Here is a 13,656-nt window from a genome sequence, read left to right on the forward strand (position 1 = left end):
TATGGAAGAATTAATGCGTCAGTTAGAAGAAGTCGTTTATACACCTGGTGTTTCCGGACGAGAAAAGCCGATAGCCGCATTACTGGCAAAAAAGTATGCGCCTTATTGCGATGAAATCATCTACGATAATCTAGGATCTATTTATGCCGTCATTCGATCAGAAAGACCGGCGGCTCCTAAAGTGCTGGTGAGCGCTCATATGGATGAAGCAGGCTTTTTCGTGAAAAAAATCGAAGCAAATGGACTGATCCGCGGACTCATCATGGGAAAAATCGAAGCCAACAGCTTGCTGGGGCAAGAAGTTCGGCTAATCACCCGTAGCGGTGAAAAGTATTTTGGGGTGGTTTTAGGCATCGATAAAGACAATCATGGCAAAAGTCAAAAAGATGAAGTACTGTTGGATTTTGGTTTTTCATCAAAAGATGCGGTTTTAGCGGAGGAAATCACTTTAGGCGACATGGTGACCTTTGCGCCGAAAATGAAAGAAACCAGCAATGGACAAGCATGGATTGCGTCCAATTGGAACGGGCGCATCAATGTTAGTCAAACCATTGATTTAGTCAAAGCAATGGCAGCTGCTAGTGTCAAATTGCCCTACGATCTGATGATCGGCTGTACGGTGCAGGAACAAGTCGGTACCAGAGGAGCTCAGACAGCAGCCAATGTAACAGCACCGGATTTTACGATCGTTCTTGATACTGCCCAGGCAATGGATTACCAAAACGAACAAGAAGATCAGCAAGGTTTTTTGGGTAAAGGTCTTCTGCTGACGTATTACAATCCGACCGTTCTGCCAAATCGCTTGCCGCTGGAGCGGTTGAAAGCAGTTTGTCAAACTGCGAATCTACCCTGTCAGAGTTATTTTTCCTTTGAAGCATCAGATGGGGCTTGGTTCAACAAATTGCGTACCGGATGTCCTATTTTGTTAGCGAGTTTGTCTGTGCGAAACAAGAACACTGCTTCTCAAGTCGTTGCCCGCCGCGACTATGAAACAGCACTGCAAGCATTGGCGCGTTTTTTGACTGAGCTTGACGAAGAAGCAATCCGTTCTTTCAAAGAAGAAAACCGCTAGGAGACGATTTTAATGACAAATCAAACAATAGATATTCAGCTTCTGAAAGCCCTAAGTGAAGCTGATGGTATAGGCGGGCGGGAAAAAGAAGTGTCTCGTATCGTCAAAGCATATACACAGCCATATGTTGATGACTTGTTCTATGATGCCTTAGGTTCGCTGATCCTCGTCAAAAAAAGCACACAGAAAAATGCACCGAAAGTCATGCTTTCTGCTCACATGGATGAGGTAGGTTTTATGGTAAAAGAAATCACAGATGCGGGCTATCTAAAACTTCTGCCGGTAGGCGGATGGTGGGGACACGTCATGCCGGCACAGGAAATGCGTGTCACCACAGTATCTGGAGAGAAATTTGTGGGCGTCATCGGAAGCCGTGCGCCTCATGGTATGCCGACAGACGAGAAAAACAAAGTCATTCCGGCAAATCGTTTTTACTTAGACCTCGGTGTGGCCTCGGCAGAAGCTGTAAAAGATCTGGGGATCGCCATTGGGGATATGGTCACGCCGCATACGATGTTTCGTGAAATGAATGATCCTGATTTTTTGCTGGGGAAAGCTTGGGATGATCGCGTTTGCGTAGCAGCTTGTATCGAAGTAATGAAAAACTTAGCTTCTTCAGAATTGGCAGTGGATGTTTATTTTGCTGCTACAACTCAAGAAGAAGTCGGTATTCGCGGTGCACGCACGGCCGCACACCAAATCAAACCGGATTTAGCGATCGCATTGGATGTGACGACAGCTGAAGATACCTTGTTTGATCAGGGCGGATTGACATTAGGCGGAGGGACCGTGCTTTCCGTACTTGATTCATTGACGATCGGCAATCCCGGTCTTGTGGCAAAAATGGAAGAACTCGCTTTTGAGCAGCAGCTATCTTTCCGACACGATTTTATGACTGTTGGCGGCACCGATGCCTGCAATATCCATAAAGCAATGAAAGGCATCCCAGCAATGACCCTGTCGATCCCCACCCGCTATATGCATTCTTCCCGCTTGGTGATTCATAAAGAAGATTATCGTCAAACCATTCACTTGCTATGCGCCTTCTTGAATGTACTTTCAGCTTCCGATATTCGTGAATTTAAAGAATCAGCGGGGGTTTTTCCTTCAGGCGATTAGGCAATTAATAGAAGACTGCTGGCGATAGAGGATTCGTCAGCAGTCTTTTTGGTTCATCGACTAGGAATGCAAAAGCAGCGGATTAAGCCAAACTTGGCAATCTGTTGCTTCTTGCTTCTGGAAGATATATGATCAATAAAAGGAGTTGAGAAGATGTACCATACCGCATTTGGAGTATATGGAATTTTGTTTCAAGGCAACTGCTTGGCCGTTATCAAAAAGAAGGCGGGACCTTATCAAAACCGTTATGATTTACCAGGCGGCAGCATGGAGGCAGGTGAATTGCTGGAAGACACGCTGTGCCGAGAATTTAAAGAAGAAACCGGCATGACCGTCACTAGCTATCATCAATTAGGAACAATTAATTTTCTCTATCCTTGGCGATACAAAGAGACAACAATGAACAATCATATCTGTGTTTTTTATCAAATCGAAGAAACAGCAGGAGCACCAATTTCACATGCCCCGCAGTTTGATGGACAAGATTCGTTAGGCTGTGTCTTTTTGCCGCTGGAACAATTTCACGCCGCCAATGCCTCACCGCTAGTGTTGAAAGCTTGTGAGTATGGACGTAAAAAGCAATTCATTGAGAAAGGGCAGCGGATTACGGAATGGTCCGTTTTAAGTAAGCCACATGTTCACGAATCTTTATAAATAATTTAGATATTGTTCAATATAACACATTCATTTTTCTTACTGCCTAGGACAGTTTTTTTAAGGAATATTGCGGTGCAAAACGATGAAAACGCTTAATTAAATGGGAGTTTAATAAAACTGTGAAAAAAATCACAAAAACTATTTACAAACGAAAAAAGATGTTGTATGATCTGTATGTGAAGTAGTTAACAAACAAAACATGTTTAAAAACTAGGAGGACATACAATGGCTAAGACATTGGAAAAAGAAGTGACAATCGACGTACAAGCAATGATTGACGATTTAGCAACGAAGGCAAATGTGGCGTTAAAAGAAATGGAAAGCTTTGATCAAGAAAAAGTGGACCACATTGTTCATGAAATGGCAATGGCAGCATTAGACAAACATATGCCTTTAGCTAAAATGGCAGTAGAAGAAACTGGCCGTGGTATCTATGAAGATAAAGCGATCAAAAACATGTACGCTTCAGAATATATTTGGAACAGTATCAAACATGACAAAACAGTCGGCGTGATCAATGAAGACAAACAAAAAGGCTTGATCGAAGTCGCTGAACCAGTTGGTGTCGTTTGTGGGGTAACACCAACAACTAACCCAACATCTACAACGATCTTTAAAGCAATGATCGCTTTGAAAACACGTAACCCGATCGTTTTTGCTTTCCACCCATCTGCACAAAAATGTTCAGCAGAAGCTGCACGTATCGTTCGTGATGCAGCCATCGCTGCTGGGGCACCTGAAAACTGTGTGCAATGGATCGAACATCCATCAATCGAAGCGACTGGCTTATTGATGAACCACCCAGGAATTGCGATCGTATTAGCAACTGGTGGCGCTGGCATGGTCAAAGCAGCATACTCAACTGGTAAACCTGCATTAGGTGTTGGACCAGGGAACGTACCTGCATATATCGAAAAAACAGCGAAAGTGAAACGAGCAGTCAATGACTTGATCGTATCAAAAACTTTTGATAACGGAATGATCTGTGCCTCTGAACAAGCAGTGATCGTTGATAAAGAAGTCTATGCCTCTGTGAAAGCAGAATTTGAAGCACATCAAGTCTATGTTGTAAAAGCAAAAGAATTACAAAAACTTGAAGATGCCGTGATGAACGAAGGAAAATATGCCGTAAATCCAGCAATCGTTGGACATTCAGCAATGGAAATTGCGAAATTAGCAGGCATCAACGTACCAGAAGGAACAAAATTATTGATCGCTGAACTTGACGGTGTCGGTGCTGATTACCCACTATCAAGAGAAAAACTTTCTCCAGTTTTAGCAATGATCAAAGCAAACAACACAGAAGACGCGTTCGAAAAATGTGAAGCAATGCTTGATTTAGGCGGATTAGGCCATACAGCGGTGATCCACACTGAAAACGAAGACTTGCAATTAGCATTCGGCCTACGCATGAAAGCTTGCCGTATCTTAGTTAACACACCATCTGCAGAAGGTGGTATCGGAAATATCTACAACGAAATGATTCCATCATTGACACTTGGTTGTGGTTCATACGGGAAAAATTCTGTATCACGAAATGTTTCTGCTGTGAACTTGATCAACGTGAAAACTGTAGCGAAACGGAGAAATAATATGCAATGGTTTAAATTGCCACCAAAAATCTTCTTTGAAAAGAACTCTCTAATGTACTTGGAGAAAATGGAAAACGTTGAACGTGTCATGATCGTTTGTGACCCTGGTATGGTTCAATTCGGCTATTGCGATACGGTTCGTGAAGTACTTGCTCGTCGTAAAAATGACGTGAAAATCGAAGTCTTCTCTGACGTAGAACCAAACCCATCAACAAACACCGTTTACGCTGGAACAAAAATGATGGTTGATTTCAAACCAGATACAGTGATCGCCCTTGGTGGTGGATCAGCAATGGATGCTGCCAAAGGCATGTGGATGTTCTATGAGCACCCAGATACTTCATTCTTCGGCGCGAAACAAAAATTCTTAGATATCCGTAAACGGACATACAAGATCGACAAACCAGAAAAAACGCAATTCGTTTGTATCCCAACAACGTCTGGGACTGGTTCTGAAGTAACCCCATTTGCGGTTATCACTGACAGTGAAACACACGTGAAGTACCCATTAGCTGATTACGCATTGACACCAGATGTTGCAATCGTTGACCCTCAATTCGTAATGTCAGTACCTGCTTCTGTTACAGCAGACACTGGAATGGACGTTTTGACTCATGCGATCGAATCTTATGTGTCAGTAATGGCATCTGATTACACTCGTGGATTGAGCTTACAAGCAATCAAGTTAGTCTTTGACTACTTAGAAAAATCAGTGAAAACACCTGATATGGAATCTCGCGAAAAAATGCATAATGCCTCAACAATGGCAGGTATGGCCTTCGCCAATGCATTCCTAGGTATTTGTCACTCAGTAGCCCACAAAATCGGTGGTGAATATGGTATTCCTCACGGACGTACAAATGCGATTCTTTTACCGCACATCATCCGTTACAATGCCAAAGACCCACAAAAACATGCAATGTTCCCTAAATATGACTTCTTCCGTGCCGATACAGATTACGCAGACATTGCGAAATTCTTAGGCCTTAAAGGCAAAACAACGGCTGAATTGGTTGAAGCATTGGCAACAGCTGTTTACGAATTAGGACAATCTGTTGGTATCGACATGAGCTTGAAAGCGCAAGGCGTCACTCAACAAACACTAGATACAACAGTTGATCGCATGGCTGAATTGGCTTATGAAGACCAATGTACAACAGCAAATCCAAAAGAACCACTAATCTCTGAATTGAAACAAATCATCGTTGATGCCTATAACGGCTAAACAATGAATCAAGAACACCCTGCGGTATCTTAGCTGCCGCAGGGTGTTCTTTTGTCGTCTCTTTTTTTGGAAAAGTAAGCCGACAGTTGCCGCCTTTTTGCCCAGATCAGTTAAGAATGCGAAAAATAGCAATTGAACAGGGGGGATCATAAAAAAGGAGTGGATTTCTCCACTCCGTAAAAGTCTCGTTTTTTCAGGATGTCACCAAGGCTGCTGCTTTTTTTGCTTAAACAGATATACTCGTTACTTGCTGACGTTTTTCTTCAAGCGTAGCATCTGGAAGCTTTGTTTTTCTAAGACGACACGCAAAATGCCGTCATTCAATTCCGCTGTTTTTCCATTGACGGGCACAACGTTGTTCGGGGTTGCTTCGGTATTGACGGCATGCAAGTCTGGGTGGTGCAAGACTTGATGGGTAGCGATTTGCAATGAATCATATTGACGCAAGTCGCAAGTGAATTCGTTGGCATCCTGCAAATCCTTATTTACTAAGAAAAAGGTCAAATAGTCATCTTCGTTTTCGATCGCAATGGCATCCACATAAGAAGCTTTTCCGTGGCTGCTATCGAAATCAGCTCCTCGAAGGATGCTATGCAACACGTGACCGCGACCATAGTTGCTGATCATTTCATAGGGATAAAAAATCGTTTGTTTCCAAGCGGCAGTATCGGAAGTCATGATCGGTGCGATCACGTTGACCAGCTGTGCCATGCAGGCGATTTTGACGCGATCTGCGTGATGAAGCATCGTGATCATCATGCTTGCGACGAGTAACGCATCTTCAAAGTGATAGACGTCTTCTAATTGTGGTGGGTGTTGACTCCAAGGTTCAATTTTTTGATCCTGTTCATTTGAGTGATACCAGACGTTCCATTCGTCGAAGGAAATATTGATCGTCTTCTTGCTTCGGCGTTTGGCTTTCACTGCATCACAGATTGCTGCGACTTGACTGATGAACTGATCCATTGCGACATTGCTTGCTAGATAATCTTGGCTATCGCCATTACGGTTGCCATAATATTGATGCATGGAAATGTAGTCGACTTGATCGTAACAATGACTTAATACTGTATCTTCCCACATGCCAAAGGTCGGCATCGTGAGAGAAGAACTACCACAAGCGATGGTTTCGATCGTTGGGTCCACCAGACGCATCGCTTTGCCAGCTTCTTCTGCGAGACGGCCATATTCATCGGCTGTCTTATGTCCTTCTTGCCAAGGACCGTCCATTTCATTGCCTAGACACCAAAGTTTGATGTCATGAGGATCGGCCACCCCATGGGCACGACGGAGGTCACTATAATAGCTGCCGCCTTTTAAATTGGTGTATTCGATCAAGTTTTTTGCTGCTTCGATTCCTCGTGTCCCAAGATTGATCGCCATCATCGGTGCCGTATTGACTTGCTTGGTCCAATCCATAAATTCGTTTAAGCCGAACTGATTGCTTTCGATTACCCGCCAGGCCAAATCGATTTTTGCTGGCCGTTGCTCTTTAGGGCCGACGCTATCTTCCCATTTATACCCAGAGACGAAATTGCCTCCTGGGTAACGGACGATCGGCACATTCAACTGCTTGATTAAGGCAGCGACATCTTGACGAAAGCCTTGCTCATCGGCAAAAGGACTTTCTGGTTGATAAATCCCTTCGTACACACAGCGCCCTAAGTGCTCCACAAAAGAGCCGTAGATCCGTTCGTCGACTGGTGCCAAAATAAAGTGTTTGTCTAAATACATCGTAGTTTTCTTCAATTTTGCAACCCCTTTCTTTTCTTTCATTGTAGCGATAGTCCATGAAAATAAACACTACATTCTGTCTTATTCTATTGACGTTTTGTCCGTTTTCTTTATACTAAAGGCAAGTAGGAAGGAGTGAGAAGTTGAACGTAACCTATTCAGGATTTCAAATGCACAATGCTGTTTCCGATCATATTTATCGCCCCTCTGGCTTAAAGCATTATCTTTTCGTGTTGACGTTGTCTCCAATGGTTTTCACTTTTGAAGATGGTCATCAAGAAACTAGTGAAAAAGGTAGCTGCATTCTTTTTCCTCCAACCGTCTATCAAGATTATCGTGGCAAAGAAGATTTTTTTAATAGCTTTGTTGAGTTTCAAACGGATCAGGTGATCGAAGAAACCTATGCGATCCCTTGTAACCAACTGTTCCAGCCGAAAAATATTCAACAAATCAACAAATTAATCCAAAAGATCAATCATGAATCCTTGTTGCCACAACGGCACACGGAAGAATTGATCGCGGCGTATATGACAAATCTATTGGTCTTACTTGAACGCAATTTTGAAGAAAGCATCCCGCAACCACAAAACGAACACTATCAACTGTTTCAAGCGATGCGGTTGAAAATGTTAGTCAATTGTGAACAGCAATGGGATTTTTACCAGTTTAGCCGAGAGCTTTCCATCGGTAAAAGCCAATTCTATAAGCTCTATCAACAATTTTTTCATACCACGCCCAAAGAAGATTTATTGCAAGCTCGGTTTCAAAAGTTTTTTTATTTACGCAGCAACGAAACACTGACGATTCGAGAGGCGGCGTTTCAATCTGGGTTCCAAAACATCAACCATTTTAATCGGCTCTTTGCGAAGCGCTATGGCTGTGCACCGACAAAGTACCAACAGGAGCAATAGGCAGGTCTTATCGGTAAAAACGCAGAAAAAAGTCCGACGAATTCTTGACGGATGAAAGAGAAAACGGGACAATGTCATTAGGAGGTGGCATATGGATACAGAAACGATCGTAAGCGAACTTTCTAAACGTTCAAACGAATTGGAAGCGCTACAAATAAAATTGAGTCAAAGCCAATTAATGAACAATGAAGCGGCACAAACGTTCATTTTTGACTTAAAGGATTATTTAGATAGCTTAAAGCTCGTAACGGATTTAGTACCGTCAGCGGCAACTACAGCAGCGGAAGTTGACCAGTTGTCGTACGTCTTAGGTGAACAAAATCAAAGCATCCAACAGCTGCTGGTTATTTTGGAAGAAGCCGAAGCAAATGACGACCAGCGCTTTTTCGGTAAAAGTGCGGGAGAGGTGCGGCGGATGATTGGCAGTCTGACTGGGATTTTGGAACTAAACGGTCTGTTGCTGCAAGACAATCGTGGTTTTCAGCAAGTCGTGAAGGAAACTGGACCGCTTCAGGTGACTGAAACAAAGGAAGTCCCTGAGAAAAAAGGGTTTCTCCAAAAGCTTTTTGGGAAATAAGCACTGATCGTCGATCAAAACATGAATCACTTGTACCCAAAAAACGGCACTTCACAATACGTGAAGCACCGTTTTGTGGTACAAGTATTTTTTTGCTTTTTGCCAATAGAGACGGAGGGATCAGAAGGTATTGATGCTGAAACCTTAGACTGAAATCGAACTTCTGGGGGGACATTCTTCAATCCCGTAAATCAGAAAGGGGTTTTCGGTAGCTTTTCTACTAGCATTTGCCAGTAATTTTTTGCTAGTAGCTAAGCTGAATGGTTTTTCTCTGATCCCCTTGGCTCATTGCTACTTTGTCCGCTGTGATAGTAACATCAAAGGGTGGAATCTGATCAGAAAAGGCATTGCCTAAACACGCAACGAGCCATTCCTGTTGTCCGGCGAGAACGGTTTTGCTTATTTGAGGGATGACTGTTCGACTATAAAGTAGATTCGTGTTGGGTTCTGGCATCAAGAGGGTACCTTCTTGATGCGTCGGGAAGCTTTTGATACCGACACAGCCAACCGAGCTTTGATAAAAGATGCCTTCTTTGCTAGAAAGCGCAGCACCATCAGCTGGTGCTGCAAAGCTGCCATTGACCAGTTGCAACCTTCGATCCGTTTGAATCCGATGGTAACGCAGATGCCAAGGATACATCGGAATCACAAAGGTTTCGATGACGACCTGCTCGTAGGGGCGCCAGCGACTATAGACGTAGTCATCTTCAATCGCAAAGGCTTCGTAACCAAAAGCTGTTTTAAAATCCGTCTGCCCCTCTGAGATCGCCAATGTATTATCATAGGCACCTTGTTTCAATAAAACGGTTGCTTTCGGTACGCTAAACCCAAACGTTGTCGAATAGACAAACTTTTCGTATTTGGCATTGCCGTGAGCATGTTCGTGGGAATGTTGCCCCGCAGTGAAAGCTTGCAATTCTGTGCCTTCTTGGTTATGCACCAAAAGCATCCGACTATGCGGATTGCGCACCGTTGTGGCAAAGGTTGGCGCCTGCTCCTCAAGCGTCCAAAATTCAGCATCCGCTGGGATGGCCAATACACAGAAATTTTTGAAAGCCCAATAAGGCGATCCTGGTGCGTTATAGCCTTCAGCCATATTTAGGTTGGGGTAGGCATAGCCAATACTTAAAAAGCCTTCTTGCGTAAAGATTGGTTGGCGAAACCAGTAACGCATGTTTTGTAGCAGTAAATATTTTCCTTCATTTTTTGTGAAGCCTTCATATTCTATATCGGCGAAAGCACCGACAGCAAAGAAACTTGATTGCGCAAACCGATACGTTAGACTACGACCAAAAGGCAATGCCGCACCGGTTTTTGTGAACCACTGCTTAAAGGATTGCGCAAACGTAGCGGCTCTTTGACGGTAGTTAAACTGATACGGGCATTGGGAACGACAAGTAAGAACACTGTAAAGGAGTCCGTAGTATTGCATCCCAAAAGGAATATAATAGTCGATTTGGTTTTCATAGCCATCAAAATACCAGCCGTCTGCTAAGTAATACCTCTCGATCTCTTCTTGATCAGCCAAAAGGGTGGTTTCTACAAAAGGCAATGCTGCCATTTCAAAGAAGGTATTAACTAAAATCCGAAAGAAGAGCCAATTGGTTTTAGGGATCGTGTGCTGATTGATCTGATTGAGCCAATCAAAGAGATTTGTTTGCTCTCTTGGTGTGAGGAGATCCCAAAAGACGGGTTTGGTAAAAATCAAATAGCTAGCAAGGGCACCCATTTCCACAAACAATTGGTCGTAGTCATGCAGTTTTCCCCAGTACTCCTGAGAGGTCGGGGTGGTGCCTGCAACGATCCCGGCATTGGCTTGTTGAAAAAGTTTTGGGTAACGAAGGCACGCTTCTTCTTGGCTGAACAATGGGCCCAATCCCCAGAGTGTCCGTAAAAAGCCTTCGACGTCACTCTTTTCCTGAGTGTACACTGCTCCTGAATTTCCTAGGTGGACCCTCCCGGGAGTTCCTTGTTGTGCCATACATTCGTATACGGGAGTGACCAGATCAACAAGGGCCTCTTCTAGATCGGTTTTGGTTCGAAGAGGGTTCTTACTTAATGCTTCTTGGAAGTTTCTCATGTAAACAGCTCCTTTTATTTGTTATTTTACTTTATTTAGTAAAATAAAGAAATGGAAACTGTTACATTTTTCGATTTTAAGTAAAAAAATAGTAAAAAATCGCTGGAAACAGTTACATTTTTTTGTCGACATCGCTATAATGGAGAAAATATGAGAGGAGCTACATGCAATGACCCAGATTTCCTTAACGATTTATGACCAAAAGCATCAAGTAAAAAAAGGCAAACGAACACCTGAAAGTGAACCTACCCTTCTTCAAGCGACGGCGGAAGACTTTGTCACGTTGGCATCCCAAGCGTATTGTTACGAGGACGGAGATAAAATCGTTGTCTCGCTCTCACGCAGTGGACAATTTGTGTGGGTCACACTCGATGAAACGCTGGCGACTACTTTGGTGTACATCAAAGGCAACGAGTGGATCTACCCCGTACATCTTAGTGAAAATGCCAAAGAAGCCGCGCCAGAAGGCCGTTTTGCTGGGAAAAGCCATTATTTGAGTGTGCGGGTAGCAACAAAAGAAGAACTAGCGGCTTACCGCAACGTCGCCTTAAACCCTCATGATCAAAAAGAATTCTTGGGTGCCTATCCGCATGCCCATGCCAATGTTGAAACAAGAGATGATGCGACGTTTTTCGCTTGTAACGCCATTGATGGTATTTTTGCCAATACGTCTCATGGCAATTATCCCTATGGCTCATGGGGGATCAATCAACAAGCAGATGCCGCTTTGACGATCGACTTTGGTCATGAGGTCCGCATCGACCAATGTGCGCTTACGTTACGGGCGGATTTTCCCCATGATAGCTATTGGCAACAAGTCACGTTGGCGTTTTCCGACGGGAGTCAAGAAATCTTGCAGACGGTCAAAAGCAGCCAGCCTCAACGGTTTTCTTTCCAGCCGCGAACGGTCACTTGGGTGAAATTGCATGAGCTGATCCAAAATGACGATCCCTCACCATTTCCAGCGTTGACCCAAATCGAAGTCTTCGGACGCTCCATTCAGGAGGAAAACGCGTGAATCCAGCAGATGTAAAAGAAGAAATTTTACAGGCGGCACAGGCTTATCTTGAGACTGGTGAGATTCCCTATTTGCCTTATCAAGGCTATCAAGAGTATCTCGAATCGGGGAATCGTGTTGCCTTCGAATCCCATTATTTTGCCCGCCGACGGATGTTGGTGGTTTTAGGACTTGCTTATGAAATGGAGCGTAAGGCAGCAATCAAAGTGCTGTTGGAGCAAGTGATTTGGGAAATCTGCAATGAATATACATGGTGTCTGCCAGCGCATCTGCCGATTGTCGATGGCCAGTTTTCTTCGCAAGCGCGCCACACAGTCGATCTTTTTGCAGCTGAAACTGGGCAATCCTTAGCAGAGTTGTTTATGTTGGTTGGGGGAGACCTTTCACCAGTCATCACAGAACGAGTGTTGTATGAGATCGATCAACGGCTTTTTTTACCCTTCGAGGAGCAAACCTGGGAGTGGGAGACAAAAGAGAACAATTGGTCCGCAGTTATTGGTGGCTGTCTTGGAATGACGGCGCTCTATGTATTGCCGAAAAAAAGCGAGCGACAATTGCGGATGATCAAACGATTGGATACTGCAATGCAAAGCTATCTCAACAGCTTTGGCGAAGATGGTGCTTGTGTAGAAGGTGTCGGATACTGGGCGTATGGGTTTGGTTATTTTCTGTATTATGCGCAATTGTTGGCAGAAGTATTGCAAGAAGATACCTACCTAAAACAGCCTAAAACCAGAAAAATTGCTGCTTTTCCTTACTACACGATGATTTCTCCAGGCCATTACATTCCTTTTTCTGATTATTCGGCGATCGAACTGCCTAGTGGCTTGGTCAGTTATTGCTACGAGCATTTAGGCGTGGCGGTTCCCCAATTATCGGGGGTCAGTCCGTTAGATTTTGATCCTTGCTACCGGTTTGCCCATAGCTATCGAAATTTGTATTGGCATAACGAGGCGATCACACGAGAAACGAATGCCTCGTTTCATCACTATTTTGAACAAGCGCAGTGGTTCATGGCAAAAGATGTGCAGCAGGATCTCTTTTTTGCTGCCAAAGGGGGGAGCAATCAAGAAAGCCACAATCATCTCGATGTCGGTCATTTTGTATTAGGAACGACAGAGGAGTTGTTTCTGACGGACCTTGGTGCAGGGGAATACACCAAAGAGTATTTTGACGAGAACACGCGTTATCACTACTTTCCCGCAGCCGCAATCAGTCATTCGCTGCCGATCATCAACCAGCACACCCAACGCCCAACAGCCGAGGAAGCAACGGTGCTCCAGGTCGATGACCAGCAATTTGACTTACACCTCAGTGCGTTCTATCCGAAAGCAGCGGTCACTGAATACCAGCGGCGCTTCGTTGTCTCGCAGCAACAAGTAACGATCGAAGACCATTTTGTCTTTGACGAGCACCAACCAAAGAATCTGGTGGTGGAAAACTTTATTACGAACATACCACCAATGGTGCAAGATAAGACCGTTCAACTAATGACAAAAAAAGCACGCTGTGTTCTTGGTTTTACCAGTGATAAGATCCAAATACAGCCAGTCACTTATCAAGATCACCATGGTGTACAGGCACAAGCGTATTTGATTCAAGCCGAATACGCGCTTGAGCAGACAGGGGAAATCAAAACGACCATTAAAATAAAAAAAGGGTGAGAAGGAT

Annotated in this window: 10 protein-coding genes; 8 read left to right on the forward strand and 2 right to left on the reverse strand. The window is 44.0% G+C overall.

The genetic code is table 11. From position 1 onward, the window contains the following. The first annotated feature begins 1 nt into the window (after position 1). The 4 genes from A5867_RS03360 (at position 2) to adhE (ending at position 5,665) form a co-directional block, all read left to right on the forward strand. Positions 2 to 1,072, forward strand: a complete 1,071-nt coding sequence (locus A5867_RS03360) for a glutamyl aminopeptidase (protein WP_087626853.1) — start codon at positions 2 to 4, stop codon at positions 1,070 to 1,072. A gap of 12 nt (positions 1,073 to 1,084) precedes the next feature. Continuing rightward, entirely contained in the window at positions 1,085 to 2,191 is a 1,107-nt protein-coding gene (locus tag A5867_RS03365; RefSeq protein ID WP_061053712.1) for a M42 family metallopeptidase, read from the forward strand. A 153-nt stretch (positions 2,192 to 2,344) separates the two neighbouring features. Further along, positions 2,345 to 2,845 carry an NUDIX hydrolase gene (locus tag A5867_RS03370; protein WP_087626854.1) on the forward strand — a complete coding sequence of 167 codons (501 nt, stop codon included), beginning with the start codon at positions 2,345 to 2,347 and terminating at the stop codon, positions 2,843 to 2,845. A 228-nt stretch (positions 2,846 to 3,073) separates the two neighbouring features. After that, complete coding sequence (gene adhE, locus A5867_RS03375; RefSeq protein WP_087626855.1) at positions 3,074 to 5,665, forward strand: bifunctional acetaldehyde-CoA/alcohol dehydrogenase; 2,592 nt, start codon at positions 3,074 to 3,076, stop codon at positions 5,663 to 5,665. A gap of 243 nt (positions 5,666 to 5,908) precedes the next feature. Here the strand turns inward: adhE and A5867_RS03380 are convergent, their stop codons facing one another. Then, positions 5,909 to 7,441 (reverse strand): alpha-N-arabinofuranosidase, encoded by a 1,533-nt coding sequence (locus A5867_RS03380; protein ID WP_087626856.1) that lies wholly within the window; start codon positions 7,439 to 7,441, stop codon positions 5,909 to 5,911. Between the two features lie 101 nt (positions 7,442 to 7,542). On the opposite strand from A5867_RS03380, the gene A5867_RS03385 reads away from it, so the two are divergent. Together A5867_RS03385 and A5867_RS03390 are read left to right on the forward strand one after the other, a co-directional pair. After that, positions 7,543 to 8,310, forward strand: coding sequence for a helix-turn-helix domain-containing protein (locus tag A5867_RS03385; protein ID WP_015508907.1), 768 nt, complete (start codon positions 7,543 to 7,545; stop codon positions 8,308 to 8,310). Between the two features lie 91 nt (positions 8,311 to 8,401). Continuing rightward, a complete protein-coding gene (locus A5867_RS03390; RefSeq protein WP_087626857.1) occupies positions 8,402 to 8,887 on the forward strand; it encodes a hypothetical protein in 486 nt (161 codons plus the stop codon). A 244-nt stretch (positions 8,888 to 9,131) separates the two neighbouring features. Here the strand turns inward: A5867_RS03390 and A5867_RS03395 are convergent, their stop codons facing one another. Further along, positions 9,132 to 10,967: a DUF2264 domain-containing protein gene (locus A5867_RS03395; RefSeq protein ID WP_087626858.1), complete on the reverse strand. Its 1,836-nt coding sequence runs from the start codon at positions 10,965 to 10,967 to the stop codon at positions 9,132 to 9,134. 169 nt (positions 10,968 to 11,136) lie between these two features. On the opposite strand from A5867_RS03395, the gene A5867_RS03400 reads away from it, so the two are divergent. Together A5867_RS03400 and A5867_RS03405 are read left to right on the forward strand one after the other, a co-directional pair. After that, positions 11,137 to 11,985, forward strand: a complete 849-nt coding sequence (locus A5867_RS03400) for a hypothetical protein (protein WP_074934378.1) — start codon at positions 11,137 to 11,139, stop codon at positions 11,983 to 11,985. Beyond that, positions 11,982 to 13,649, forward strand: coding sequence for a heparinase II/III family protein (locus tag A5867_RS03405; RefSeq protein WP_087626859.1), 1,668 nt, complete (start codon positions 11,982 to 11,984; stop codon positions 13,647 to 13,649). Before A5867_RS03400 ends, A5867_RS03405 begins: the two co-directional genes overlap by 4 nt. The last annotated feature ends 7 nt before the right edge of the window (positions 13,650 to 13,656 follow it).

The sequence above is a fragment of the Enterococcus sp. 6D12_DIV0197 genome (genome assembly GCF_002174385.1).
In the GTDB taxonomy this organism is placed as follows: Bacteria; Bacillota; Bacilli; order Lactobacillales; family Enterococcaceae; genus Enterococcus_D; species Enterococcus_D casseliflavus.

What these genes read in the sequence shown, in the direction of transcription:
- adhE (WP_087626855.1), top strand. Translation starts at nt 3,074, where the DNA reads ATGGCTAAGACATTGGAAAAAGAAGTGACAATCGACGTACAAGCAATG.
- A5867_RS03360 (WP_087626853.1), top strand. Translation starts at nt 2, where the DNA reads ATGGAAGAATTAATGCGTCAGTTAGAAGAAGTCGTTTATACACCTGGT.
- A5867_RS03395 (WP_087626858.1), bottom strand. Translation starts at nt 10,967, where the DNA reads ATGAGAAACTTCCAAGAAGCATTAAGTAAGAACCCTCTTCGAACCAAA.
- A5867_RS03390 (WP_087626857.1), top strand. Translation starts at nt 8,402, where the DNA reads ATGGATACAGAAACGATCGTAAGCGAACTTTCTAAACGTTCAAACGAA.
- A5867_RS03370 (WP_087626854.1), top strand. Translation starts at nt 2,345, where the DNA reads ATGTACCATACCGCATTTGGAGTATATGGAATTTTGTTTCAAGGCAAC.
- A5867_RS03380 (WP_087626856.1), bottom strand. Translation starts at nt 7,441, where the DNA reads ATGAAAGAAAAGAAAGGGGTTGCAAAATTGAAGAAAACTACGATGTAT.
- A5867_RS03400 (WP_074934378.1), top strand. Translation starts at nt 11,137, where the DNA reads ATGACCCAGATTTCCTTAACGATTTATGACCAAAAGCATCAAGTAAAA.
- A5867_RS03365 (WP_061053712.1), top strand. Translation starts at nt 1,085, where the DNA reads ATGACAAATCAAACAATAGATATTCAGCTTCTGAAAGCCCTAAGTGAA.